At 42.4% G+C, this 26,851-nt stretch carries 24 protein-coding genes and 1 riboswitch; of the genes, 10 read left to right on the forward strand and 14 right to left on the reverse strand.

Going from position 1 to position 26,851, the window contains the following annotated elements:
* Positions 1-50: 50 nt before the first annotated feature.
* The gene (locus tag DESMER_RS14290) at positions 51-308 is read right to left on the reverse strand and encodes a hypothetical protein (protein ID WP_014903768.1); all 258 of its coding nucleotides are present in this window, start codon (positions 306-308) and stop codon (positions 51-53) included.
* A 200-nt stretch (positions 309-508) separates the two neighbouring features.
* Between DESMER_RS14290 and DESMER_RS14295 the strand changes: the two genes are divergently transcribed.
* A complete protein-coding gene (locus tag DESMER_RS14295) occupies positions 509-946 on the forward strand; it encodes a hypothetical protein (protein ID WP_014903769.1) in 438 nt (145 codons plus the stop codon).
* Between the two features lie 55 nt (positions 947-1,001).
* On the opposite strand, the gene pta is transcribed toward DESMER_RS14295, so the two are convergent.
* Positions 1,002-1,973: a phosphate acetyltransferase gene (pta, locus tag DESMER_RS14300; RefSeq protein WP_014903770.1), complete on the reverse strand. Its 972-nt coding sequence runs from the start codon at positions 1,971-1,973 to the stop codon at positions 1,002-1,004.
* Positions 1,974-2,526: 553 nt separating this feature from the next.
* On the opposite strand from pta, the gene katG reads away from it, so the two are divergent.
* Together katG and DESMER_RS14310 are read left to right on the forward strand one after the other, a co-directional pair.
* Positions 2,527-4,722: a catalase/peroxidase HPI gene (gene katG, locus DESMER_RS14305; RefSeq protein WP_014903771.1), complete on the forward strand. Its 2,196-nt coding sequence runs from the start codon at positions 2,527-2,529 to the stop codon at positions 4,720-4,722.
* Positions 4,723-5,057: 335 nt separating this feature from the next.
* Positions 5,058-6,647, forward strand: a complete 1,590-nt coding sequence (locus DESMER_RS14310) for a hypothetical protein (RefSeq protein WP_174278163.1) — start codon at positions 5,058-5,060, stop codon at positions 6,645-6,647.
* 123 nt (positions 6,648-6,770) lie between these two features.
* On the opposite strand, the gene dapA is transcribed toward DESMER_RS14310, so the two are convergent.
* Entirely contained in the window at positions 6,771-7,661 is an 891-nt protein-coding gene (gene dapA, locus DESMER_RS14315; RefSeq protein ID WP_014903773.1) for a 4-hydroxy-tetrahydrodipicolinate synthase, read from the reverse strand.
* A gap of 85 nt (positions 7,662-7,746) precedes the next feature.
* A riboswitch (Lysine riboswitch) is annotated at positions 7,747-7,922 on the reverse strand.
* 176 nt (positions 7,923-8,098) lie between these two features.
* On the opposite strand from dapA, the gene DESMER_RS14320 reads away from it, so the two are divergent.
* The gene (locus DESMER_RS14320) at positions 8,099-8,575 is read left to right on the forward strand and encodes a hypothetical protein (protein WP_014903774.1); all 477 of its coding nucleotides are present in this window, start codon (positions 8,099-8,101) and stop codon (positions 8,573-8,575) included.
* 50 nt (positions 8,576-8,625) lie between these two features.
* Here DESMER_RS14320 and DESMER_RS14325 read toward each other — a convergent pair whose 3' ends face one another.
* Together DESMER_RS14325 and DESMER_RS14330 are read right to left on the reverse strand one after the other, a co-directional pair.
* Entirely contained in the window at positions 8,626-9,750 is a 1,125-nt protein-coding gene (locus DESMER_RS14325) for a radical SAM protein (protein ID WP_014903775.1), read from the reverse strand.
* Between the two features lie 200 nt (positions 9,751-9,950).
* Positions 9,951-10,298, reverse strand: coding sequence for a CGGC domain-containing protein (locus DESMER_RS14330; RefSeq protein WP_014903776.1), 348 nt, complete (start codon positions 10,296-10,298; stop codon positions 9,951-9,953).
* A 196-nt stretch (positions 10,299-10,494) separates the two neighbouring features.
* Here DESMER_RS14330 and DESMER_RS14335 point away from each other — a divergent pair, with 196 nt between their 5' ends.
* Positions 10,495-10,995: a hypothetical protein gene (locus tag DESMER_RS14335; RefSeq protein ID WP_014903777.1), complete on the forward strand. Its 501-nt coding sequence runs from the start codon at positions 10,495-10,497 to the stop codon at positions 10,993-10,995.
* A 28-nt stretch (positions 10,996-11,023) separates the two neighbouring features.
* Here DESMER_RS14335 and DESMER_RS22615 read toward each other — a convergent pair whose 3' ends face one another.
* From DESMER_RS22615 to DESMER_RS14365, 7 genes are all read right to left on the reverse strand, one after another.
* On the reverse strand, positions 11,024-11,509 hold the full coding sequence (locus DESMER_RS22615) for a hypothetical protein (RefSeq protein ID WP_014903778.1): 486 nt from the start codon (positions 11,507-11,509) through the stop codon (positions 11,024-11,026).
* A 412-nt stretch (positions 11,510-11,921) separates the two neighbouring features.
* Positions 11,922-13,937, reverse strand: coding sequence for a sensor histidine kinase (locus DESMER_RS14345; RefSeq protein WP_014903779.1), 2,016 nt, complete (start codon positions 13,935-13,937; stop codon positions 11,922-11,924).
* Positions 13,938-13,951: 14 nt separating this feature from the next.
* Positions 13,952-14,524 carry a potassium-transporting ATPase subunit KdpC gene (gene kdpC / locus DESMER_RS14350; protein ID WP_014903780.1) on the reverse strand — a complete coding sequence of 191 codons (573 nt, stop codon included), beginning with the start codon at positions 14,522-14,524 and terminating at the stop codon, positions 13,952-13,954.
* Positions 14,525-14,617: 93 nt separating this feature from the next.
* Positions 14,618-16,645 (reverse strand): potassium-transporting ATPase subunit KdpB, encoded by a 2,028-nt coding sequence (gene kdpB, locus DESMER_RS14355; protein ID WP_014903781.1) that lies wholly within the window; start codon positions 16,643-16,645, stop codon positions 14,618-14,620.
* Positions 16,646-16,662: 17 nt separating this feature from the next.
* Positions 16,663-18,366 carry a potassium-transporting ATPase subunit KdpA gene (gene kdpA, locus DESMER_RS14360; protein WP_042334571.1) on the reverse strand — a complete coding sequence of 568 codons (1,704 nt, stop codon included), beginning with the start codon at positions 18,364-18,366 and terminating at the stop codon, positions 16,663-16,665.
* A 2-nt stretch (positions 18,367-18,368) separates the two neighbouring features.
* On the reverse strand, positions 18,369-18,455 hold the full coding sequence (locus DESMER_RS24945; RefSeq protein WP_083856490.1) for a potassium-transporting ATPase subunit F: 87 nt from the start codon (positions 18,453-18,455) through the stop codon (positions 18,369-18,371).
* 363 nt (positions 18,456-18,818) lie between these two features.
* Positions 18,819-20,879: a methyl-accepting chemotaxis protein gene (locus tag DESMER_RS14365; protein ID WP_014903783.1), complete on the reverse strand. Its 2,061-nt coding sequence runs from the start codon at positions 20,877-20,879 to the stop codon at positions 18,819-18,821.
* Between the two features lie 474 nt (positions 20,880-21,353).
* Here DESMER_RS14365 and DESMER_RS14370 point away from each other — a divergent pair, with 474 nt between their 5' ends.
* The 3 genes from DESMER_RS14370 to DESMER_RS24755 all read left to right on the forward strand — a co-directional run bounded on the left by DESMER_RS14370 (position 21,354) and on the right by DESMER_RS24755 (position 22,922).
* Entirely contained in the window at positions 21,354-22,250 is an 897-nt protein-coding gene (locus DESMER_RS14370; RefSeq protein WP_042333794.1) for a helix-turn-helix transcriptional regulator, read from the forward strand.
* A 91-nt stretch (positions 22,251-22,341) separates the two neighbouring features.
* On the forward strand, positions 22,342-22,629 hold the full coding sequence (locus DESMER_RS14375) for a Dabb family protein (RefSeq protein ID WP_014903785.1): 288 nt from the start codon (positions 22,342-22,344) through the stop codon (positions 22,627-22,629).
* A 167-nt stretch (positions 22,630-22,796) separates the two neighbouring features.
* Positions 22,797-22,922 carry a hypothetical protein gene (locus DESMER_RS24755; protein ID WP_014903786.1) on the forward strand — a complete coding sequence of 42 codons (126 nt, stop codon included), beginning with the start codon at positions 22,797-22,799 and terminating at the stop codon, positions 22,920-22,922.
* A gap of 47 nt (positions 22,923-22,969) precedes the next feature.
* On the opposite strand, the gene DESMER_RS14380 is transcribed toward DESMER_RS24755, so the two are convergent.
* Positions 22,970-23,560 carry a GumC domain-containing protein gene (locus tag DESMER_RS14380; RefSeq protein ID WP_014903787.1) on the reverse strand — a complete coding sequence of 197 codons (591 nt, stop codon included), beginning with the start codon at positions 23,558-23,560 and terminating at the stop codon, positions 22,970-22,972.
* 201 nt (positions 23,561-23,761) lie between these two features.
* Between DESMER_RS14380 and DESMER_RS14385 the strand changes: the two genes are divergently transcribed.
* Positions 23,762-24,454, forward strand: coding sequence for a response regulator transcription factor (locus DESMER_RS14385; protein ID WP_014903788.1), 693 nt, complete (start codon positions 23,762-23,764; stop codon positions 24,452-24,454).
* 3 nt (positions 24,455-24,457) lie between these two features.
* The gene (locus tag DESMER_RS22620) at positions 24,458-25,864 is read left to right on the forward strand and encodes a sensor histidine kinase (RefSeq protein ID WP_014903789.1); all 1,407 of its coding nucleotides are present in this window, start codon (positions 24,458-24,460) and stop codon (positions 25,862-25,864) included.
* A gap of 249 nt (positions 25,865-26,113) precedes the next feature.
* Here the strand turns inward: DESMER_RS22620 and DESMER_RS14395 are convergent, their stop codons facing one another.
* Positions 26,114-26,593 (reverse strand): hypothetical protein, encoded by a 480-nt coding sequence (locus DESMER_RS14395; RefSeq protein ID WP_014903790.1) that lies wholly within the window; start codon positions 26,591-26,593, stop codon positions 26,114-26,116.
* Between the last annotated feature and the right edge of the window lie 258 nt (positions 26,594-26,851).

The raw sequence follows: 26,851 nt of genomic DNA on the forward strand, positions 1-26,851 counted from the left end.
TGACTTGGATTCATGCCCTTTGCTTTATGAACAGATAGAACGTATGGTAATTATCCAAGTTTGCTGTTAGGCAGCAAATGACTAAAGTTTTCAGCAAACTGCATAACAACGGATTGTACTTCCTCCAACTTTTCTGGCTTTAGCAAAGCAATCATTTTTGGCAAAAACAGCATTATATCATCTTGTGTAAAATTGCCTTCTGTCAGCTTCTTGAAGCTTTCAACAAGTAATTCCTTTGCTTCCTCTACCCTGTCATCTTTTACTCTTTCTAAAATGAAACTTAAAAATTGTTCCTGTCCGTTATTCATGTTTACCTCCATTAAGCTTTATCCATCCCACAGTATATCACAAATGTTTTGTGTGTTCACAGCTTACTTCTGCTCTCTGCACAACCACCCCGCTTCACATTTGGAACAACAGGAAACTCGTCAATCGTGTTGTCTTCTTCAAACATTCTCCCTTTTTTCAGCATACTATGGAATATCAAAACAGAGGGGTAATTCTAAGAATGATTGCTATAAATAATAGGACCGCTAACAATAATCAATATAAGTTGACTCTTAGTTTAATCAAAGATGAACGAATAGGCGATTTTCTTTTTCTTATTGCTGCGATTATAGCCCTAATCTCAACTTTCCAAGCCGAGAAGGAAATAATTTCTAAAGAATTTTATAAAGAGTCCCTCCCGGATGATTCTGCCTATACCATTGCAGCAGCAAGCTGGACATTCTTTATAGCAAGCATCATTTCCGCTTATGTAGTGATCGCCAGGTACAACCAAATTGCAACCGCCGATCGTGATGTTTCTCCGTTAACATTAAAGGGCGCAAAATATTCTACAATAGGAAATATCATTAGTGTTATTGGCTTTGGCTTGGCTGCCATCGGTGACCAATTAAAGGCAATGGCTTCTTCTTCCGGTGGGCCAGCAGTAATATCTCGATAATCCAGCCGCAGTTGATAACTCAATCATCGATAATTTCCCGGTTTTGAGTTGGCCATTACTTGAGTGCGGCCGTGATTATACCCATCCTGTAAACCTCTTCGGCATTGCACCCCCTGGAAAGGTCATTAACAGGAGCGTTCAGACCCTGGAGAATCGGACCGAAAGCATCAAACTTTCCCAGTCGCTGGGCTATTTTATAACTGATATTCCCTGAATTAAGATCGGGGAAAATGAAGGTGTTGGCCTGTCCCGCTACTCGCGAATCAAAAGCTTTTGTTTTAGCAACATCAGGAGAGAAAGCTGCATCAAATTGCAGCTCGCCGTCGACTGGAAAATCAAGGCTCATGGCTTTTAATTTTTCCGCTGCGTTACGTATTATATCGACAGTCTCACCTTGACCGGAGCCTAAGGTACTGTAGGAAAGCATAGCCACCTTCGGGTCTACAGCAAAACACCTGGCTGTTCTTGCTGTTTCTACAGCAATTTCAACCAACTCATCCTCTGTGGGTTTAACGTTGATAGCACAATCAGCCATGAGATATGTTTCCTCGCCATCCGGTGTAGAGCGGTGCAGAACGAAACAGCTTGAGACAAGCTTATTGCCCGGCTTTGTCTTAATAATCTGCAATGCGGGGCGAACGGTATCAGCCGTGGAATAAGTGGCTCCGCCCAGGAGACCGTCGGCATAACCCATCTTTACGAGCATGATGCCAAAATAATTGGCTTTTGCCAAAAGAGTACGGCAAGCAGCCTCATCCACTTTTCCCTTTCTCAAGGCAAACAATTCTGCAGTCATTCTATCGATGCCAGCATAGGTAAGGGGATCAATAATTTCAATCCCTTCTACCGGCCAACCAATGTCTTGGGCTGCAGCTTCTACCTCAGAACGATTGCCCAGAAGTACCGGCACGAGAATACCATCCTTATTCAGGAGACTTGCTGCCTCAAGAATCCTCGGATCAGATCCCTCAGTAAAAACGAGCTTTCGCTGCTGCTTCTTTAATAAAGCAATCATAGGTTCAAACATAGTTCATCCCCTGCCATTTCCCAATCTATTGAATACTCGCCGCTTTCTTTTCCAAATAGTATATTTAATTATACTGAAATTTTAAAATACCGTAAATATACTTTTCTGTAGAAGTAGCACATATTGTATTCCAAATTTCTTTTTTAATTTTCTTACTTTTTCATTGTCATCTTTCTTATCATACTATATAATTAAGTTTGTAACCATTACAATTTTACATAAATTATTAATTTTCTAGCTGAGTAGACAGAAAACAAGCAAAGCCTTGCCTCTGAACATAAAAATGCGGCAAGCTTGTCAGGGAATTTCAAACATTGACATCAAACAGAGAAGCTTGCCTGTTTGAGAATATAATCTCAAAAGCAAATAGATAAGGAGCCCTTTTTATGCACAGCGAAGCTGTGTAAATAACACTGTCGAGCCGCTGAACATTATGTTTCCGGCATCGTTGTCAAGTTTGGATGGTGTTTTTTCTACTTGCGTGGAAACTGCCATCCATAACTTGATAATCCAGATATGCACCTATTTAAGAAATTTAAGAGGAGGGAACTTTATGGATGAAAAAAGCAGATGCCCGGTAACAGGCCATACAAAAAGTGCTACGGCAGGGGGCGGAACTTCCAACAAGGACTGGTGGCCAAACCAACTGAACCTTAAGATTCTTCATCAGAACTCAAACTTGAGTAATCCCATGGCTCCGGAGTTTAATTATGCCGAAGAATTCAAGAAGCTTGATCTGAAAGCCCTCAAGAAGGATCTATATGCCTTGATGACCGACTCTCAGGATTGGTGGCCGGCGGATTATGGTCACTACGGACCTTTCTTCATTCGGATGGCTTGGCACAGCGCAGGCACCTACCGTACCAATGACGGCCGCGGCGGTGCGGGATCCGGCACCCAACGCTTTGCCCCTCTCAACAGCTGGCCGGACAACGTGAACCTGGACAAAGCTCGCCGTCTGCTCTGGCCCATCAAACAGAAATACGGCAGGAAAATTTCCTGGGCGGACCTGATGATCCTCGCCGGTACCTGCGCTATCGAGTCAATGGGACTTAAAACTTTTGGTTTCGCTGGCGGACGTGCGGACGTCTGGGAGCCGGAAGAGGACATATATTGGGGCTCTGAAGCCGAGTGGCTTGGCGACAAGCGCTACTCCGGTGAACGGGATCTGGAAAATCCTCTGGCCGCCGTACAAATGGGCCTGATCTACGTAAACCCGGAAGGCCCGAACGGTAACCCTGATCCTGTGGCCTCAGGGCATGACGTTCGAGACACTTTTGCCCGTATGGCTATGAACGATGAAGAGACTGTCGCCCTCGTCGCCGGCGGACACACCTTCGGCAAGTGTCATGGTGCGGGGGATGCGGCCCATGTCGGTCCGGAACCTGAAGCTGCCGGCCTTGAGGAACAGGGCCTGGGCTGGAAGAGCAGTTTCGGCAGCGGCAAAGGCGGAGATACCATTGGCAGCGGCATCGAGGGTGCCTGGAAACCGAACCCGACCAAATGGGACATGGGCTACCTGAATGTACTTTTCAAATATGAGTGGGAGCTGGTCAAGAGCCCAGCCGGCGCGCATCAGTGGCTGGCTAAGGATGTTGCTGAAGAAGACATGGTGGTTGATGCCCATGACCCAGCCAAGAAGCACCGACCTATGATGACCACGGCTGACCTCTCTCTGCGCTTCGACCCGATCTTCGAACCAATTGCCCGGCGCTACCAGCAAAACCCCGAAAAATTCGCCGATGACTTTGCCCGAGCTTGGTTCAAGCTCACCCACCGGGATATGGGGCCCCGTTCACGCTATCTCGGTCCCGAAGTTCCTGAGGAGGAGCTGATCTGGCAGGATCCGGTGCCGGCAGTGGATCACGAATTGATTGACGAACAGGATATGGCGGATCTCAAGGGTAAAATCTTGGTTTCGGGCCTGTCAGTCTCCCAGCTTGTCGGCACAGCTTGGGCCTCGGCATCTACCTTCCGCGGCTCCGATAAGCGCGGCGGGGCCAACGGGGCACGCATCCGTCTTGCTCCCCAGAAGGATTGGGAAGTCAACCAGCCAAGTCAGCTGAATGGGGTACTTGCAGTTCTGGACAAAATTCAAACAGAGTTTAACAGTGCCCAGTCAGGTTCAAAGAGGGTTTCCCTCGCTGACTTGATCGTCCTGGGCGGCTGTGCAGGTATAGAGCAAGCTGCCAAGAATGCCGGTCATAATGTGTCCGTTCCTTTTAAGCCGGGGCGCACGGATGCCCAGCAGGAGCAGACCGACGTTACTTCTATTTCTGTACTCGAACCTGCTGCAGATGGGTTCCGCAATTACTTAAAATCTAAAGTTTCCGTACGGGCAGAAGAACTTCTGCTGGACCGTGCCCAACTTTTGACTTTGACAGCTCCGGAGATGACAGTTTTGTTAGGCGGACTACGAGTACTGAATACCAATTACGGTCAGTCTCAGCACGGTGTCTTTACCAGGAAATCCGAGACGCTTACCAACGACTTCTTCGTCAACCTCCTGGACATGAACACTGCCTGGCAAGCGACATCTGACGATCAAAACGTGTTCGAGGGTCGCGATCGCACAACCGGCGAACTCAAATGGACCGGCACCCGTGTTGATCTCGTCTTCGGTTCAAACTCCCAGCTCCGGGCCATCGCAGAAGTCTATGCCTGTGACGACTCTCAAGCTAAGTTCTTGCATGATTTTGTTTCTGCCTGGAACAAAGTCATGAACGCGGACCGTTTCGATCTGGCTTGAATGTAGGTATCATCAATGACTTTGGATGAATAAATAACATCAAGCCCCTCAGCCGAGGGGCTTTTCCTATTTTGAAATGATGTTTTTAAGCCAATCATCAATTGCTTTCTTCTTATCTTCAGTGAACTCTTTCTTTGCTTCCTCATTTAGCCACGCTAGAGATTTTTCTGCTAAATATCTTCACATTTGTTCTTCTGCTTCTGTACACAGTTCTTACATTCTGCCCCCTCATAATCTATCCCAAGGCCGTATTAACGTATTGAGGATAATAAATATAAAAACAATGAATTTGTTGCTGTATGTATCTGTTTAGAGCAACAAAAGGGGGAGAAAAATTGAAGTGTAACTGCGGGGGATCTGAAATGGACTTAGCCCCAACATTAGAAGCTGAAGAAGTTACTGAGCTGCTTCAGAAAAATGGTGAAGCTGCGGAAAATGCACTGAACGCTCAAATAAGTTCTAAAAGGCCTAAAGAACTCAAGGTCGTCATTTTCTCAATCTTAGCAGTTTGCCTAATCACAACGGGCTGCTACTACTGGTATAAGAATGTTTATCAACCGGATGAACGCCTATCTATAGCTGCCAGACTTTTGGATTATAGCCAAGTATCTGAAGCTGATGAGGCCTATCGAGCCTTCATCTCGGATTACCCACAGCATGCCAAAGTTGCTTTTGCTTATGGAAAGCTCTTTGATCTGAATTTTAGTGATGAGTCAATATCCGAGGATATCTTAAAAATATTACAAGAGAAATATCCGAAATCAGAAGAATATGCTAATAGCTTAGCCAAATCTGCAGCCCGCAAGATCAAAGCTTACAAACCTCTTTACGATTACTACTATAATACTGGCTATGGAAAAGATAAATATTACCTTGAGGCTAAAAGTCTTCTTAACGAGCTTAATGCCTTCGGAGATTCAAGTGCCTTTATTGCGGCGGGCGGCACTGATCTTATCAAAAAGCTTAACGAAATTGTTAACCCTGCCTTCGGAGCTATCGAGTTTAAGCTTGCTTTAAGCGATTACATTAACATTGATTCTGTAGTACCTGCCGACAAACCAAAGATCACATTGACTAGAAGCGATGGAACATTGATTGAAGTACAATACGACCAAAAAACCGGAATTGTTAGTTCGGCTAATCTGAACCCAGGAAACTACCAATTGGATATTAATCTGACGAGAAGCTTTGGAACACGCCGCGGTAACTATTTTGGCGGGGAATCGCTTACCATCATACCTGGGCGCAAATACAAAGACACTACATACTTGTTTATGAAAAAGAAATCTGACGCAGGATCTGATAATATCGATCAACGATATTTGAATCTAGTCAATAATACTCAAGTCATTGTTGCTAATCAAATAACCCCATCTTCAGATTCGCCTGTGCCAACAAAGATCACTGTTGATGTTTTACCTAACGGCTACCGCATTCCTGCTAATGATCATTATCTCTTCGACTTAGATAATAATACGAAAAACGAGCTTATCGCTTATTACCTTAAAACACGCTCACTTGCTATCTTACAATGGAATGGCAAATCATTCGAGGAGCAATCAAAATTTCAAATTGGTAATAACGATTCTAAACTTGACTATCCTATGTTTCCAATCAGCATCAGATTATTTAATCTTGAAGGGATTTCCTTCCCTGTCCTAGGCCTAATAACTACAAGTGGTGAAAGCGGAAGTTATCCTGAATTAACACTTTTAACTTGGAATGGAATAGATGGCTACAATATTATTTGGGATGCTACAGCCGGGGATCATGGTGAATGGCAACTATCTAACAACAAAATCATTATGAGTCAAGAAAACTTCAGTGTAAGAGCACAGGCAGATGCCAATTCGAGATTTACCCAAGAATATGAATATAATGGGACTACCTTCGTCCTAGCCAATGCCTACACTTCCAAAAGATAAATTCCCCTAAACAAATATCCCCCCGCCATTACAGCGGAGGGATTTCTTACTTTACAGGGTCTAATTAACACGGTTTCTCATATAGGTTCTTGCGCTACTAGATTTTCTACTGCAGCACCTTCATCAAACGATTAATCCGTATGCCCTCATAACCGAGATCAACTTTTCACGGTTTGTATCCTCAATTGTTGTGAGAGGCATTCTTAGGTAATCCTTGCAAAAACCCATAGCTGCCATAGCAGCCTTGACCGGAATAGGGTTAACTTCACAAAACAGAGCCTCTGTAATGCCATAAAGCTTATATTGCTGCTCAGCACTGCCGGCAATGTCACCCTGAAAGAAACGGGTGCAAATCTCACGTGTCTGTGCCGGCATAATGTTGGAAAGCACGGAAATGCAGCCAACTCCACCAAGGGCCATAAGCGGAACTATTTGATCGTCATTGCCTGAATACAAATCAAGCTTGCCGTGGACACGCGCCATCGTCTCAACAATTTTTGAAATGTTGCCATTTGCTTCTTTGATCCCTACGATATTTTCGTGTTCAGCCAATGCCTCATAGGTTGCAGACTCAATATTAATTCCCGTCCTTGAAGGCACATTGTAAAGAATGATGGGCTTTGTGCTCTTATCGGCAATTTGTGTAAACATTTTAGTTAGGCCTTTTTGCGTTGCCTTGTTGTAATATGGGGTAACTACAAGCATTGCATCCGCACCTGCTTCGCAGGCAAAACTAGTGAGATCATGGGCGTATTCGATGTCATTGCTGCCTGTGCCTGCAATGATCGGCACTCTGCCTTTAGCTTGCTGAACTGCAAATGTAATTGCAGCTCTATGCTCAGCGTCAGACAAGGTCGAAGCTTCACCTGTGGTTCCACAAATCACCAGAGCATCAATCTTTTCTTCAATTTGCCAATCGATCAATTTGCCAAACTGCTCATAATTAATTCCTGTTTCGTCCAGAGGAGTTATGAGAGCAGTGGCAATACCTTTGAAAACAGTCTTCTTTTTCATGTTTATCCCCGTCTCCCTCTATAAAAAAATAGCTGATACGGAATTCAGCCACTAAATTACCCATATGATTTTCCAATCATACTGTAAGATAGATAGCTCTCCGCAAACGCGACAGTTAAACAAATCTTATTTTGTTCAACCAGCCCTGTCCCCACGTAATTGAGACCGACTTCGGCATCTACACCTTTCACCAAAGCTACGGTCTTACGTAAACCTTAACAACTTCGGGTACTGATTGTACGATGCACCTCTATCAATTCTTATTAAGAATATTCATATATTGCTATATTTGTCAAGCCTAAATTTGACGAACCTCTTAGGCAAACTCCATCTAAAGCTAAGAATAACTAGGTTGCGTACATAACCCGTATAAGCTGAATGAAAATTACTTATTAAGCAAATAAATAAAATGCCTATAAAATTGGAGGTGAGAAAGCATGGATGAAGTAATAACATTATTATTTTACCCTATATTTCTAGTCATGACCTATTTCTTAACATTAATTTTTATCCCTAAAAATAAATATAAAGAATACTTTATCTATGGAATTCTTATCGGCGGGTTAGGGGATATAATAGCAGTTGGTTTACTTCAAAACATACTAGGTATTATGTGGTTTAAGAACCTAAGCATCTTCTATGTTTTGAAAATGATGGCCCTGTCTCCACTGTGTTGGACGGTTACTGTTATGATTTTTCTTTATTTTTTACCCGCCAAAAAGTCTTTCAGGTATCCCTATATCTTAACTTGGGCCAGTATAAGCCTTGGTTTCGGATATATCGTACATAATGTTGGACTATTCGATTTCGTTAACTGGTTCTACCCCCTACCGGGTTATTTTTTATTTCTTTGCTGGTGGGGTTTTGCTTCATGGTTGTTTAGAAATACAAGTCCTTTGGCCAAAGAAGAGTGATTATGCTTAAGCGCATAAGTCTCTTGCACAGCTTGAGCTCATCCCGAGGATTAAAAAACCAGCTCTCCTGGTCGATAGCCGACAGGCAATTCCTCTTCACTCAAAAACTTGAAACTGTCATCACGCAGTATGGGTAAAAACACTTCGTAGGGTATCCTGAAAAACGCACAGGTATAATTACTGGATCCGACCCACCTACCCTCATTGCCACTAAAATTTAAACCTCTGGCAAATTTCGTATAGTTTGAGCAATCATGAACTGCTAAATCCCAGCTTTCTTCAACGGCTGTTTTCATGAATTTCAGAGTTAATTCCCGACTCCAAATGGGGGATATATAGCCATGTCTGGAAATATACATGTTTTCCCCGTCATAATTGTCTATGTTATTGGCATTTAGGTGCAATTCTGCGCAATTGATAAAATCGAGTTTCGTCTCTAAGATTGCTTGCTTCTTCCGGAAAAAGGTTTCGAAGAACTCCGGAGTCATTGGCGTTTCAATACCTACATTTTTGATGTATTTTTTCGCTATTGCCATATTTTTAATCACTTTGTCTGAACAATTTGAGGCCCCCAGGTTGAAACGCAACTCGTCAAGACCGGCTTCACCTAAAGCTTTCAAGGTCTCTGACCTAGCTAAAGTGCCATTTGTATAGAGATGTTGATGAATCCCTGCAGCACTGAATTTCTTGATAATCGGATAGTATTTTTCAATTTCCATGAATGGCTCTAAATAAACGTAGGAAATACCCGTGGGCTTCTGTTGGATGGAAAGAAGTAAATCAATGTCCTTCTCATAAAATTTTGTGTCTCCGATTTCCCACATACCTTCGCCAACCGGTGGAATTTCATCCAGTTCTCCATAATGATAGCAGAACTTACACTCTAAGTTACATTTGTTCGTTTTCCTGATGGCACTCAAACCGGTTCCCAAGAGACAAGAACGACATCCTTTGGGGAACTTGCTTTCATTTCCCACAAAAAAAGTTCTATTCTCCAAAGTTTTCAGGCCTCTGATTTCCGACATTAAGATATCATTTCTATGATCGATGGCTGCCTCAATTTGGGCAAAGGTTGCGTAAATGATTTCTTGTTGCTTGGTCATAATTTCCTCATCCTCTGGCAATATTGCAAAGAATTCAAACCAAGTCAAGGCATCTTTCTTGGAAATTTTCATAACATGTCCTCCTATAATTAAAAATCTACTACGGATTAGATTCGTATCTCCTGCTATGTTTTTTCATAATACCATAAAAGTTTCAGATTAACACGGATATAGCTAGGCTGGTCTCGATTTCCTCTAGTATTTTACCTTATGGAGATCAAAATGGATATGAGGACAAAAAAAATAGGACTCCAAAAATAACTTTTCAGCTGTCAGCTTGAAGTTCCATCATTATCATTAATTGCTTTATCTTTAGTCCTTACCTCTGGACCATGGGTATATCCTACAACAGTAAAATGCTCAGATAGCTCTTTAATTAACGCGTCATAGTCTGGTGACCTTGCTCTCAAGCAGGAAGAAAGGTGTACAGATTCTATCCCGGCTTGAATCATATTCTTTATCTTGCGATTTAAATCACCGCCAGTGTGAGTAAACGTTAGTAATTCTAGTTCTTCAGTATATCGGGCAAAGGAATCCTTTCTTTGAAAAAAAGCGTTAAGACAGCCCTTTCCCGTACAAATTTGCATGGTTTCTTCACGCACTAAAATTCCAATCTTCATAAAAAACACCCTTAACCATTATACTACAATTAAAATGGGCTAAGGTGTGACGTGCTTCACACTTTAGCTTGCAGTAAGTGGGAGAAGAGCTTCTTTGTTTATGCTATAATAAATGTCAGATAGACAGTAATTTCTACGTCTAAACGTATATACGAGCTATCTCCATCAAACTACAGATTAGAGGAGGCGAGGGGAATTGGCAGTAGGATTTATCGGCATTTTTGGAATCGTTCTATTCGTTTTGGTGCTTCTTATGATTGTTGCAGTCGTCCTTTCAGTTCGGTCACGACAAAAAAATATAGATCCTGTCTATCAAGATGAAGGGGGAAAAAAGATGATTAAGATGGTGTATACGTATCTTATTTTGTTTGCCACCTTGATGATGACCATTGGGGGAAGTGTCGCTTCCTTTATGGCAGTGGCTGACTTGGTTTCACCTCCAAGTTACTATATGACATATGAGGAATATAAGAGAGGGTATGTTGTTCCTCAAGAGTATAGCGACCCCAAACAACCTCAGCAAAAAGTCGAAGAGAAAAGCGAAGAAGAATTACAAAAAGATTATCAAATCCTTGTTAGTCAGGAAAAGATTCGAGCCCGTGAGCGTGCTTTGAATAGCCTGATTAAGAGTTTTGGTTGGATTGTAATTCCTCTACCGATCTTTTTGTACTATCAGCGGAGGTTGAAGCAGGAATAAAGAGCTATAAAAGGTAATCAGTATAAATTCAAGATCTGATTAATCTTACTGCAGTTGCTATACCTCTTGATAGCTCCTTATATCCTAAAAAGCTCAAACAACCTATTAAAAATATCATAAAAATTCGTATGTATGTCGGATATTTATTATTCCTTATTAACCAAAGATTCGATCGCATCCCCATAAGTCCAATAAAACCTCCAATGGCCCCACCGGATATCAATATTAGCGGAATGCAGCATAAAAGATATTCATACCAGCGAAGTGATTGAGCCAGATCAAATTCCACTGAATCCAATACGATTTTTGGTATTGGATCGAGTCCAAATAACTGTCGTTTAATTTTTAAGAATCGAAAACTATCCTTTGAAATTTGAATTTTATATTCATTAAGATTTGATTGCCGAATTATATTAAGTTCATCAAAATTGATATTAACCGCCCCGGACCAAAAGGATACGTTAATATCAATTACTTTATCCTCTGGATAATTTAGCTTAAACTCATACTTCATAAAAATCATCCTGCTTAATTCTCTTTATTTCCAAACAGACTCACTGTACTAGTCTCTTTTGTTAAAAACCATTTGCTTATCGTGAAAGGCCACCGATTGTCGCATAGTTCGTTACAGCCTTATTATAGTTCTAAGCCCCATAAAAATTGTTGAAATATTTGTATGTAAAGCATAAATAAAACATAAAAATTCTATAGATCATTCATCAATACTTTTTGTGTGCTACTATGCGAATTTTTCAGCTCTAGCTAGTAATAAATTAGAAGGATAGAAGGTAGAAAAGGACTGTAAGAAACTTTAGTTTCGTTACTGTCCTTTTTCTACTACATGTAGTGCATTTGACTATAGTACGAGATCCTTCTTCCTAGAAACTTTTTTGAAGTTGTACTATGGATGATCTCATGTTTATTTATTAGTAACAACTATGACTTTGGCATAGGGTTCGCCTCGCCTGTTCTGACAATTTGATCCTGTTAATTGCCATAGCAGTTAACCCGGCAAAAGCCTCTAATAAGCGAATACGCTCTGAGTCGAATTGCACTTCTGTTGTATTAAAACAAATACCCAGAACCCCTTGAACTCCCTGTTCTGTACTCAGGGGCAAATACAAAGCCGTAGCAGCACCTAAAGTTTCCGTTCCTTTCCCCGCTTTTCGCCCTTTATCAAAAACCCAACTAGCAACTGCCAACTCGCTATCATTTAAGAAGTTATTCAATCCCGAGTCTCTTTGCAATACTAATTTTCCCTTTTCATTGGGCAGTAGCAATACAACTTGCCCCTCCAATGTGCTTGAAACATTATTTACAATACTCTCCAGCACATCATCTAATTGACTCACTGCTGCAATATCCCGACTTAGAGCATACAGGGCCGAAACCCTATTCTCTCGCTGCCGTGAATAATTGATTTGCTTCTTCAAGCGATCAGAAAGAGTTCCCGTAATGATGCCCACCAGCATAAAGATCGCGAAACTTAGCACATAACGGATATCAGCAACAGTAAACGTAAAAATAGGCGGAACGAAAAAGAAATCCAAGGTTATCGCTCCCATAGCTGCTGTGATAACTGCAGGAAGTCTTCCCCAGCGGGCAGCACTGATTAAGACAGGTAGGAGAAAGAGCATCGAAATATTTACGATTCCAAGAAAGGAACTTATGGGGGTAATAATTGAAATCATCAATGTCATTAGCAAAGGCGCTAAAATATAAGGCACCGATGAAGAATGCACTAATTGAGGACTGATCCCCTTTTTCTTTACCCTTTCTGCAGGGTAATTTCTTTGCCCTGTTTCTTGTTGACTCCCTGGGATAACGTGAATACTTATACCTTGACTATGTCGTATCACTTTGTCAACGACCGAACCGTGGACAAAAGTCCAAAAGCGAGTATGCTCCGGTTTACCAATAATTATCTGTGATACATTGCGCTTTGCAGCTAAATGCAAAATCTCTTCGGCTATGTCATCCCCTGTAAGACCAATGATTTCGGCACCTAATTGTTCTGCCAAACGAAGGTTTTTGGCCATAGAATCCCTATCAGCTTCATTTCCGGAAAGGCGGTGCAGGTGGGGTTCCACATGTACCGCAAACCATTCCGCATTTTGACTTGCCGCCATCCTTTTGGCTACACGAATTAACTTAGCTGAAAAAGGGCTGGCACTTATACATACTAAAACCTTTTCCCCAGTGGGCCAGGGACCGGCTATTCCATGGACCCGCATATAAGATTCCAGTTGGCGATCTACTTTTTTGGCGGTATAACGAAGGGCTAACTCCCTTAGCGCATTAATATTCCCTGGGCGAAAAAAGTTTTTCAAGGCCTCGGTCGCCTGTCCGGCGACATAGACCTTACCATCTTTAAGTCGTTGAATTAACTCTTCAGGAGGTATATCAATAAGTTGGATTTGGAACGCGGTTTCTAAGATCTGGTCAGGAACAGTTTCCCGCACCGTTACTCCTGTGATCTGAGCTACTATATCGTTTAGAGTCTCTAAGTGTTGGATGTTTAAAGTAGTATATACATTGATTCCAGCTGCCAACAATTCTTGAACATCCATGAAACGTTTTTTATGCCGGGAGCCTGCTACATTGGTATGGGCAAGTTCGTCAACCAAGGCAATTTGGGGACGTCTTGCTAAAATGGCATCTAAGTCCATTTCATAAAAAGTCTTGCCTTTATAATCCTGAGGTTTTGTGGGAATTACGGGTAACCCTTCAAGCAGCGCCTTAGTTTCCGCTCTCCCGTGAGTTTCTGCCAAACCCACAACTACATCCATTCCTTCTGACAACTTTTCCTTAGCTGCTTCGAGCATAGCATAGGTTTTTCCGACCCCGGCGGCGGCTCCCAGGAAAATCGTAAGTTTCCCGAGACCCTCCTTCTCAAGGCTGGCCAGCAGCTCATCGGGGTCTATTCGTTTCTCCTTTTTCATTTAACATCACCAACTTATAAAGAATCTAAAGCGATGTTTATGTTTAACACGTTTACCCGTGGTTCACCTAAAAATCCGAACTGCCTACCCTCAGTATACTGGTCTACAAGTGCCTGAACCTGTTGAACGCTTAAATTTCTGGCTTTGGCTACCCTAGCTACTTGAATTTGAGCAGCATCTGGACTAATATGTGGATCCAAGCCGCTAGCTGAAGCTGTAATCAAGTCTCCAGGAACGGAAGCATTCGCAGATAACTCGTTCTCTGTTCTCACCTTTTCTGCTCGTTGGGCTACAGAGTCTAAAAACGCTTTATTCGTTGGTCCTAAATTAGAACCACTTGAACTGGCTGCATCGTATCCATCCTTGCCTGCTGCTGAGGGACGACCAGAAAAATAGCGTGCATCGCTAAAGTTTTGTCCGATTAGGAGAGAACCTATAGGTTCACCATTTTTATATGCAAGAGAGCCCTCAGCTTGTTTAGGAAAAATGACTTTCGATAGGCCTGTCACCACTAAAGGATAGGCGATCCCTGTTAGTAAGGTCAATACAAGCAACAACATAAAGGCCCTGCCCATTGTTTTAAACATATATATTCACACCCTTCCCAAATATCCAAGACTATTCGATTATCGTAATTCAAGCCCAAGTTAAACAATAGACTCTGGCTTCCGGCCTCTGTTCTAGCTTAAACCCAGCATAACCAGCAGCATGTCAATCAGCTTAATTCCAATAAAGGGAACAATTAGACCACCTAAACCGTAGATTAAGAGATTGCGCCTTAAGATTACATTAGCTCCCAAAGGACGGTAGGCAATCCCACGTAAGGCTAGAGGCACCAAGGCAACGATAATCAACGCGTTAAAAATCACCGCTGAGAGGATGGCGCTTTGAGGTGTAGCTAGTCCCATAATATTTAACACACCTAATTCGGGATAGGTCACTACAAACAAAGCTGGGATAATCGCAAAGTACTTGGCTATGTCATTTGCGATACTAAAGGTTGTCAGCGATCCCCTGGTCATTAACAACTGTTTTCCGATTTCCACAATCTCAATAAGTTTTGTTGGGTTACTGTCCAGATCCACCATGTTGCCGGCTTCTTTGGCTGCCTGGGTGCCACTGTTCATAGCCACTCCTACGTCAGACTGGGCCAAGGCAGGAGCGTCATTGGTTCCATCCCCGGTCATAGCCACTAATTGGCCTTTAGCTTGATACTCTCTAATTAGTTTTAGTTTTTGTTCCGGTGTTGCCTCCGCCAGAAAATCATCCACCCCGGCCTCGGCAGCAATTGCGGCCGCAGTTAATGGGTTATCCCCGGTAATCATCACTGTCGCAATACCCATGCGGCGAAGTTGAGCAAACCGTTCATTAATTCCACCCTTAACGACGTCTTTAAGGTAAATGACGCCTAAAGCTTGATTTCCCTCTGCCACAACTAGCGGAGTGCCACCTTTTTTAGCGATCCCCTCAATGGCTGCTTTCACCTCAGGGGCCATTTCTCCCCCTTTTTCACGCAAGTATTTTTCAATTGTGTCCATAGCTCCTTTGCGGATTTCACGACCCTGTAAATCAACCCCACTCATCCGGGTTTGGGCGCTGAAGGGAACAAAATTTGCTCCTAAATCAGTGATGTCTCGTTCTCTTAGGTTAAATTTTTCCTTGGCCAAGATTACAATACTTCGGCCTTCAGGGGTCTCGTCCGCGAGAGATGACAATTGGGCGGCATCGGCTAACTTTTCCGGTGATTCACCTGGAGCGGGTACAAATTCCGTGGCCATCCTGTTCCCAAGGGTAATAGTTCCGGTCTTATCCAAAAGCAATACCCCCACATCACCAGCCGCTTCCACTGCCCGGCCGGACATTGCTAAGACATTTCGCTTTAACAGACGATCCATTCCGGCTATACCAATAGCACTGAGCAAGCCTCCGATGGTGGTAGGGATCAAACAAACCAGCAGAGCAGCAAGCACAGGGATGGATAACGTTGCTCCGGAGTAGATGGCATAAGCCTCTAAAGTAGCAACTGCCAGTAAGAAGACAATGGTCAAACCGAGCAACAATGTGGTTAAGGCTATTTCATTCGGAGTTTTCCGACGCTTAGCCCCTTCGACCAGGCTGATCATGCGATCTAGAAACGTTTCACCCGGATTGGCTGTAATCTTCACCTTGATCCAGTCCGACAGAACCCTAGTGCCGCCGGTGACGGCATTGCGGTCACCGCCCGATTCCCGGATCACGGGAGCAGATTCCCCGGTGACCGCACTTTCATCGACGGAAGCAATGCCCTCAATAATTTCCCCATCGCCAGGGATCATCTCCCCTGTCTCAACAAGAACGATATCACCCTTAGCTAATTGCGAAGCAGAAATATTTTCTACTTTTTCTCTGACCAACTTTTTAGCGATGGTTTCACTCCTTGTTTTCCGAAGGGAATCAGCCTGTGCCTTCCCTCTTCCCTCAGCCAGAGCTTCTGCAAAATTGGCAAAAAGAACAGTAATCCATAACCAGGCTGCGATCTGCACGTCAAATCCAAATGTTTTAGACTGCAAAGCAATATCTCTAAGGGTAAAATAAGTGGTCAATACCGCCAAGATTTCTACCACTAACATGACGGGATTAGTCCATAAGACCCGAGGATTTAATTTTGCAAATGATTCTTTAATAGCCCTTGCTAAGATTGAACGGTTAAAATTTGAACTTGTACTCATAGTTTGCTCACTCCTCCTTAAAAGGCCTTGCCAGCCAACATTAATAGGTGCTCAACGATGGGCCCCAGAGCTAGAGCAGGAAAAAAGGTCAAGGCTCCCACAATCAAAACCACACCTGCCAAGAGACCGGAAAATAAGCCTCCCGTTGTCTGAAAAGTCCCAGCACCAGCTGGGGTTATTTTTTTGCCGGCCATACTACCCGCGATGGCCAAAACCAGCACAATTGGGCTAAAGCGGCCTATAAGCATACATACGCTAAGGATGATATTGTAAAAAACAGTGTTGACGTTTAGCCCGGCGAAGGCGCTCCCGTTATTGCCTGTTGCAGAAGAAAAAGCATAAAGTATTTCACTTAAACCATGAGGTCCGGGGTTGAGGATGGAGGAGGTACCTGCCGTAATTAGCACAGCCAAGGCGCTGCCTAATAAAATGCAGGCCGAAGGAATAAGCACAGCCAGGATGGCCATCTTCATCTCAAAAGACTCTATCTTTTTACCTACGTATTCCGGCGTTCGGCCGACCATAAGACCAATTATAAATACCGTCAAAATCACAAACAGCAACATAGCATATAAACCTGACCCGACACCGCCGAACACAACTTCACCCAACATCATCTGAAGCATAGGCGACAGTCCTCCAAGAGGAGTAAGACTATCATGCATAGCATTGACCGCACCGCAGGATGTCGCAGTGGTTATCGTGGCCCACAAGGCCGAGTTGACAACTCCAAACCGGACTTCCTTTCCTTCCATTACAGAAGAACCAGTTATTCCAATCTTGCTAACCAAAGGGTTGCCCGCTATTTCGGTACTATAGGTCGTGCCTAGGGTTAAGACCAACAAAATCAACATCGCCCCAAAGATGACCTTCCCCTGCTTGGCATCCTTTAACATCTTGCCAAAGGAAAACGTTAAGCCTACCGGAATAAGCAGCAATAACAGCATCTCTACAAGATTGCTAAAGGGGGTAGGGTTTTCGAAAGGATGAGCCGAGTTAGCGTTCATGAATCCGCCACCATTGGTACCTAACATTTTGATCGCTTCCTGAGAGGCCACCGGCCCCATAGCTAAGGTCTGATTCGCTCCTTGAAGAGTTTTGACTGTGAGATAGGGAGATAAGTTTTGAATCACCCCTTGCGAAACTAATAACATTCCTCCCACCAAGGATATCGGTAATAGTATCCACAATATAGTACGAGTTAGATCTACCCAGAAGTTACCTATTGTTTTAGCTTGGTGGCGGCTTAAACCCCGTATCAGAGCGACCACAACAGCTATTCCGGCGGCAGCCGAAACAAAGTTATGAACCGTTAAGCCAGCCATTTGACTCAGATAACTCATTGTAGATTCACCGCCATAGGCCTGCCAGTTGGTGTTAGTTGTGAAACTCACTGCTGTATTCCAGGCTAAATCCCATTTCAGTCCTCCAAACCCTTGTGGGTTAAGAGGCAAGTACCCTTGACCCAGTTGAAGGATAAATAGAGTAAAAAGACCAACAAAACTAAAGACCAAAAGGGATAAAGCATACTCCCACCAATTCATTTCCTTTTGGGCATCAATTCCACATATTCGGTAGATAAACGCTTCCAACGGTCCCATGATCGGATCCAAAAAGGTCTTCTCCCCCTGGAATACCTTAGCCATATACAGACCAAGCGGAATGGCCAAAGCAAAGAGCACTACAAAAAACACGATCAGTTGAATAAAATCGTTACTCATCATTACAATTCCTCCGCTTTCATCAGTGTGTAACTTAGATATATTAAAAGACCTATAGCTACAAAGCCGCCCAAAATCATATCCCCCATGGCTCTCCCTCCTTCTGAAGTTATAGCGAATATGCTTATTTGCTTTTTGTATGACCTTACTCGAGAACTTGTTATTCTGATTGCACCCTTATTATAGGACTATAGCTCGTTAAAATAGTGTTAAATAAACATTGATTACTATAAATAAACCGTAAAGATTCTCTACACAAAATAAATAATATCTGCATTTCATATTTTACAGATAACCTATAAAGACAGTGTTAAGAACACCATAACTCGTATAAATACGGTATTAAGGTTTTTAAGCATAAAAAAAAGCCTTTAAACAAGGCTTGTCATAGAACCATCTTTAAGTTACCTCGCACGATATTGCAAGGACATTTAAGTCTCCATGACAGATAGTTATAGCTTAAACATTGTGACACTACCTTGAAAGTCTGTTGCCATTTGAGCCAGAGAGGTTGCCGCCCTACGGATTTCCTCCATAGAAGCACTCTGTTCCTCTGTCCCTGCCACCACATTTTCCAGACTACCTGCAATTTTCTTAGGAATGTTTGCAACCTCCATGATTGAGGTAACAATTGTCTCGGTACTTACCCCAACTTCCTGAACTACGTCAGCAACGGACTGGGCCTGTTTTGAAAAGTCGTTGACTCCCTGCAAGATATCTTGGAAAGCTTCACCTGCGGAATTAATCATGTGAATCCCGTCTTGGGCCGCAACAGTTCCATTGTTCATGGTGTTAACTGCCTTCGTAGTCTCCTTTTGAATCTCGTTAACCAATCCACTGATTTTTCCGGCTGCATCACTGGACTGTTCGGCAAGTTTTCGAACTTCGTCAGCAACTACCGCAAACCCTCGTCCTTGCTCCCCTGCCCGTGCTGCTTCAATCGCTGCATTGAGAGCCAGCAGATTCGTTTGGGAAGCAATATTGGTGATAAGTGCTACTATCTGACCAATCTCTCCGGATTTTACTCCCAGATTATTGACAACATCAGCTGCTTCCTTGACGGTACTACTTATCGCTTGCATCTCGTCAACCGCTTTCCCAACGACACTATTACCTATGGCAGCCTTCTCGGAGGTCGCACGCGCTCCATCTGTAACTTTTTGGATATCCAGAGTTATAGTTTGCATATGCGCAGAAACTTGTTGCGCTGAAAATACCGTAGCATCAACTCCCGTCAGCTTTTGTTGTACCCCGTCGGAAACTTCCTGAATGGATCTCACAATTTGTTCAGTCGTTTTGCCACCCTCGTCGGCACTGGCGTTTAACTCTTCTGCTGAAGCAGCTAACTGCTGTGAACTGTTGACAATTTCCAGGATAATCGTCTTAAAATTTCCCATCATAATGTTAAGGTTTTCTGTCATCTGGCCAAACTCATCTTTAGATTGAACCCTAATGCTGTGGCTGAAATCGCCTTGTACGAGAGCCTCTGCAAACTGGTTCACCAATTTAATATTCTTAACGATGTAGCGGCTATAAAGAAAAAGAGCTGTACTGGCAATTAAGATTGTTAGTATAAATATTATGAGCATCTGATATAACAAAGCATTCAAAGGAGCTAATAAATCAGCCTCTGAAACATCAATAGCTAGTGTCCAGCCGAATCCTGGAACTGGTGCATAATAAACCTGTCTTGTCCCGTCTCGTGAGTATGTAAACGATCCTTCTTGACCACTGAACATGGTTTTGGCGGCATCGCTCAAGCTTTTGTTAGTGTCCTCTGTAATCTTCCCTTGCATTACTTTAGATGGGTCTGGATTGGCCAGATACTGCCCCTCTTTGTTCAAAAGGTAAACGTCCGCCTTGATATTTAAACGGATCTCACTAATTAGTTTTTGCAGAGTAACAAAATCAAGATCTCCTGTAGCTACCCCTATAAAAGCTCCTTGCTTATCGTACAACGGTGCGACGGCAGTGAGCATGGTGACCTTTGTAACATCATCAAAGTATGGATCTGTCCATGCAATCTTTTCTTTTGAGTTCTTACCGGTTTTATACCAGTCTTGGCCAGGGTAGTCATATTTTTCATCACTATATTCATCTGTATAGATCACTTTATCTTTTTCTTTATAAACATAGGGGCCATAATACTTAACGTCTTCCCTGTAGGCATAAGGCTCATAAAACACGCCCATCCCAAAGGTTACTTTACCGGATGCGATTGTTTTCTTAAATAAATCAGTATACTGCTCTTGGCTTAGGCTACCACCGACAGAGTCTACTGTACTGACCATACCTTGAACTAAAGTACCATGTTCCGTTAATTGTTTCTCGATACCCTCTATTGTTCCCTGTAATTTAGCGCTCATCTTGTTTTGGATCTCATTCCTAAGCAGTGATTCAGAATACTTGTAACTAATCCCAGACATAGCTACGAAGGTTAATACGATTATAGGCAAAATTGTAAGCATCGTCTTGCCCCGAACACTATAAACATTGAAAATCCTTTTAAACACTAGATCAGCTCCTTCATAGCTGTTTTTTAGACATATTTTTTTAAAATAGTATTTTATATTCTTCATATTACCAGAACATTGTTAAGCCATTATTGATAAAGTGTAAATTATACGTTACTTACAAAAAATTCGACATTCATCTCCTCAAAAAGAAAAAGAGCCTTAGTGGCTCTAATAATCTTTATTTTTTATGCCATTGCCCATCATTCAAAAGCACGTTACTTTTGTATGATTTGAATAAGGTTGCCGCAAGTATCATCAAAGACAGCTATTGTGACTTTGCCCAGTTCAGTCGGTTCCATGGTAAATTTCACCCTTTGCATTGTTTATTTTGCCATTTTGATTTCCTCTATTCTTTATCGCTGTAGGGCGCTTGATTATCAAAATATCTAAACACATACTGGACTAGTAAACAGATAACTCGACATACTATTGTCAGGTTATCTGTTTTATAATGTGATTGGGGTGATCATATTGCAGATAAACAGACTATTTGAAATCATATATATTTTACTTAACAAAAAGTCGATAACTGCCAAAGAACTGGCTGAACGCTTTGAGGTATCCGTAAGAACAATTTACCGTGATATTGATACCCTGTCTTCAGCAGGGATCCCAATTTATGCAAGCCAGGGTAAGGGCGGCGGTATTTCATTGCTCGACGATTATGTGCTCAATAAATCAGTTCTTTCAGAACGGGAACAAAACGAGATATTATACGCATTGCAAAGTCTGTCAATCACGCTGACTCCTGAAACGGATAAAGTTCTGGCAAGACTGAGTAGTCTGTTCAACAGAAACACAACAAATTGGATTGAAGTAGACTTCAGTCCCTGGGGCAGCAACGAAAATGGAACATGCCAATTTACAATGATTAAAAACGCCATTCTAAGCCGCCAAATCATTGAATTTAATTATTTTGGCTCTTCCGGTGAAAAAAGCATCCGCAAAGTCGAACCGGTTAAACTTGTCTTCAAAGTAAATGCCTGGTATCTGCAAGCCTTCTGCTTAACCAGAAACACATATAGAACCTTCAAAATTACACGAATGTCTGATCTCCAGATGACGCCGGAATCTTTCTCAGAGAGGAATTTTGAAGGAATCAAAGAAAATGAACAGGCGCAAACAACTCAAATCGATGTGTGCCTAAATATATCTGCCGAAGGTGCATATCGGGTATACGATGAGTTTGACGAGGAAGATATAACCAAAAACAACGATGGCTCCTATATGGTTAAGGCCTCTCTGCCGAGGGGTGATTGGATATATAATTATCTATTTTCATATGGACCGCTTCTTGAAGTAATAGAACCTAAAGAACTACGGCAGGAGATGAAGAATCGGATTAAAATCATGACGAATAAATATTAATACTTTAACCTGACGTACTGTCGTCAGGTTTTGTTCTTTATAATATTAATTGAGCATTAGGACAACATTATTCTAATAAGGAGGAGCAACTATGATTGCAAACAATGTACTGTTGAAGCTGAAAAATCCGAACAAAGATGTAAGTGAGGTGCAGTCCCGGCTTCTTAGTATGAAAGGAAAAATTGATGTTCTTTTGGACATACAGGTTGAAGAAAACATACGTCCTGAGGATAGTGCTTACGATGTATTATTCATCACGAAGTTTGCATCCATGGAAGATTTAGATGTATATCTTGCCCATCCGGCACATTTGAAAGTTTCTAAATTTATCGGCAGTGTCCTGGATACGCTGGCCTCTCTGTGTTATGAGTTGAAATAGCAAAACATTTCACGCACTGATTAATTAATCAGTGCGTGCTTTTTTCGGAACAATATCATCCAGGTAACATCATATACAGTATAGCTGTTATAACCTGACATACTGTTGTCAGGTTATAACAGCTATACTGAAATTGTAAATAAAACTCAAAACAGGAGGTTTCATTGATGGAGAATTTCAACCATATAATTATTGATCCCCAGGAATTGGAGGGCAAACGTATTCTTGTTACCGGTGGTACCAAGGGAGGAATAGGAGAGGCAATTGACGGCGGCATTGTCCGCATTATATAACAGAGTGCTGAACAGACTGCTTAATTTGATGGGGAATGAAAAGAGGATTATAGTAAATTATTCATTTCCTGCAGAATGCTGTTGATCTGGTTAAGTATGTCTAGGCGGTTGGTCTGGATGGAAGCTATTTCAGCAAAGGCTGTATCCATGGCAGCATAATCCTCTTCTTTGATCAAGCCTTTATATTCCTCTCTAATATCTTTGATTTGGCCTTTTGTATCTTTTAAAGAGTTCGCCAGTTCAGCGATTTGTGCCTTGTAAGCTTTTAACTGCGTGGTTGTTTCTTCCGGAATTACTGAGCCACTGTCTTTTAATGCTTCTAGTTTTTGGGCCAGGGTTAGGCGGAGTTGATTGTTTAGCTCGACAACGCCGAGGTTGTTTTCACGATTTTCAAGTACCTCCTGCTTGTGCTCTGCTAAATCCAGTTTGAACCCTTCGAATCCCTCTTTCTTGGTTGCTAGCTTTGACTGTTTTTCCAGGTTGCGGGCTTTGATTTCTTCAATCTTCTGCTGCTTTTCCTCCAATTTTAGAATGCGTTTGTCTAATTTGCTTCCGTCACCCGGAGTGGCGGCAAATACTGAAGTACTCGTGACAAGGGTAAGCATTAAAGCTAGTACGGTTACCGTTATTTTTTTCATTGTTAAAACCTCTTTTCTTTATTATGAGTTTGGGATATAAATTCCTCACTTGATACACCCGGTTTTCCTCAATTTGTCACCTCCCTGCTTTATCTTAACGTTTGACCTTTGCGCAAAACAAAGGTTAAACTGTGGCAAAGCTGTGGCAATTCTTTTTATCTGGCAAAGAATAGTCTACAATAGGGGCAAGGAAGTGATCCAATGAGAAAATTAATCTACCTGGCGGATGATGATGAAAATATCCGCGGCTTAATTAATATGTTTCTGTCTAATGAAGGCTTTGAAGTGAAATCTTTTGCCAATGGGGATGACTTACTTGCGGCGTTTTTGCAAAAGCCTGCCGATTTAGTCATTCTTGACATCATGATGCCGGGGACAGACGGACTTTCTGTATGTACACAGATTCGAAATTGCAGTAATACCCTGATTATTATTGTGTCCGCAAGAGACAATGAAATCGACCGGATAACAGGGATTACACTTGGTTCGGATGATTACATGACAAAGCCTTTTTCTCCTATGGAACTGATGGCCAGAGTCAAAGCATTGTTCCGCAGATTGGAATTAGATACAGGCGGCAGTTCCAGGCACATTTTGACAGCCGGCAATTTAATTATCAATGCCGCCACCCGAGAAGCAAAAGTAGATGGAAGTCAGTTTGATCTGACTCCGACGGAGTTGGCTTTAATGGTATATTTAATGCAAAACAGCACACGTGCCGTATCCCGGGATGAGCTCTTGAAAAATGTTTGGATGTTTGATTTTGAGGTTGACTCCCGGGCCACAGATGATGTGGTGAAACGTCTGCGCAAAAAGCTTGCCGCAGTCAAGTGCAGTGCAAAAATCGAATCTGTCTGGGGATTTGGATTCAAACTGAGTGAAGGGGGTGAATAATTTGTGAAGACGATAAAAAACGCTATTGTTACTCCCTTTGTCATCATGATCACGGTCTTTCCCCTCATAACACTGCTCTTATTCAATCTCTCGGTTAACTATTATTTAGATCGCAATGCCAGGACTGAACTGCGCGGTGTTGTGAAGACCATGGAAGGCGTGGTGAAAAAAGAGCTGCCGGATATCCGAAACACTGCTGTGGCAAATTTGGCTGCTCCTTTTGCCAAACTCTACAGAGCTCTGCGCTCTTCTCAATTAGCAGCGAACACTGAGATGCTTTTCTACAGTCAAAATCAGGAGCTTTTCTCTCCCCTCAGGGATGGGTACATTTCCGATAGTTTTATCAACAATCAGTTATTGAAACGACTCAGTGGGAAGCTGCCTTCGATGGAGGATAACCAAGTATATACCATCCGCATCGGAGGAGATAAATACTTTGTCCTGTTATACCCTGTCACAAATGCCGGGAGCCCGGCTGTTATTTTTGTATCCCATGGGGATAAGGAGCTCGCTTTAGTCCGTTTTATCAATCTCATATTAATAAGTATTATGCTGATCGGAGCCTTACTGGCTGTGTTGCTGGCTCATCGTTTGTCAAGCCGGATTACACGCCCCGTCGGCGAGCTGTGCAGACTGACCAGAGACATCGGCTCGGGGAACTTTTCCGCTCCGCTTCAGACCAGTAATCATGATATTCTTGAACTGCATATACTTAAACAAAGTATTGGGGAGATGTCCGCTCAGCTTGAAACCTATGATAAATCGCAAAAAGCATTCCTGCAGAATGCTTCTCATGAACTGAAAACTCCTCTTATGTCTATCCAGGGATATGCAGAAGGTATTATTAACGGGGTGCTTCCCGATGTAAAACACGCCTCTCAAATCATTCACAGCGAAAGCCAACGGCTGGGCAAATTAGTCGAAGAACTCCTGACACTTTCGCGGATTGAAAGCCAGACGTACAGCAAAGAACTCAGCCAAGTTAACTTGGGCAATATCCTCAAGGAATATGTCCAGCGTCTCGGCGGCCTTGCTGCAAAACATCAATGTGAACTGGCACTTGTCCTGCCGAATAAGCCTGTATATGTAGCGGCGGATGATACCCTTTTATCACAGGCAGTCATTAACATCGTATCGAATTGCCTGCGTTACGCCAAATCTACGGTGAGCATAACTTTACTGGAAGATGAAAATTCTGCAGTCATTCGATTAGCGGATGATGGTGACGGCATACCGGAAGCGGATTTGCCCCATATTTTCGAAAGGTTTTATAAGGGTAAAGGAGGAAATTTCGGTCTGGGGTTAGCCATTGCTAAATCTGCCGTAGAGTTTATGGGTGGAAGCATCCGGGCAGGTAACGGTCAAACAGGAGCCGTATTCGAAATAACATTAAGTAGCAGCCCCGGTTAACCAGTCAGCCCTGTTTAAACACTGGTTAGAAAGAGCTTAAGCCCTTTCGATGCAGTTTACCTTGAGACAATAATAAAAAGAATATTTCTTTTTAGTTCAAAAGAAATATTCTTATTAACCTATTTCAGGCATACCAGTAAGCTCTCCGATGTTTCGGAGTTAACCTCTGCAATAATTCCGTAAATATCGCCTCCATGCAAATACTTCTGCATAATCGATATTTACCAATAGGGATTACCATCGTACTTGTTACATGAGTCCTACTGCTTCATATGAGCACCGATCGCGAATACTTGATTTTTTGTTAGCAGTGTCAACAAAAAATTTAGCCATCGCAAGTGCAGATTCCAGCGTATCGAAAATTAGTAAAGTGTACCGAAACAATACTTTATTGTTTACCTGATGAATAACGTGGGGAATTCCGCTTTCCATTGCGAGTGACCTTAGCACAGGCTTCCTGCCTACTCTCATTAAGATGCTCAGAGCCTCTAATGAAACACATTTACATGGCATGCCAGATGCTATAGCTATCTGCACGTTGCATTTACTGGGAATTGCCGCATTTATATCTTTCGTATATTTTTTGTGCTCATCTTCCCATTCCTTAGACATTTCTCTGAACAGGTCACCAACCCCCTCTACTCCAAGAGTGTATTTACCAATAAATAGCTTAGGCATGTTCTCGAATTCAAAAGTGGTTACACCAATCATTATATTTCTTTTAGCCACTCACTTTCACTCCTTTATATAATTTTTTATACAAGAATGGAGAGCTTACTATTTTGTCAATTGAATCACCGTTATCTAATTAATGTTGGTGAATTCTATATATTCTGTATATTATGTATATTCTAACTATACACTAACTTGATATAACTCAGAAATACAAATGCTAAATCATGCTTGTTAATAAATTATATACCTACTTCTAATATTTGGATTAGATCTACTATCCTATCTTTACGTGCATTTGTTTAAAAGATTAAT

It is taken from the genome of Desulfosporosinus meridiei DSM 13257, from assembly GCF_000231385.2.
Taxonomy (GTDB): Bacteria; Bacillota; Desulfitobacteriia; order Desulfitobacteriales; family Desulfitobacteriaceae; genus Desulfosporosinus; species Desulfosporosinus meridiei.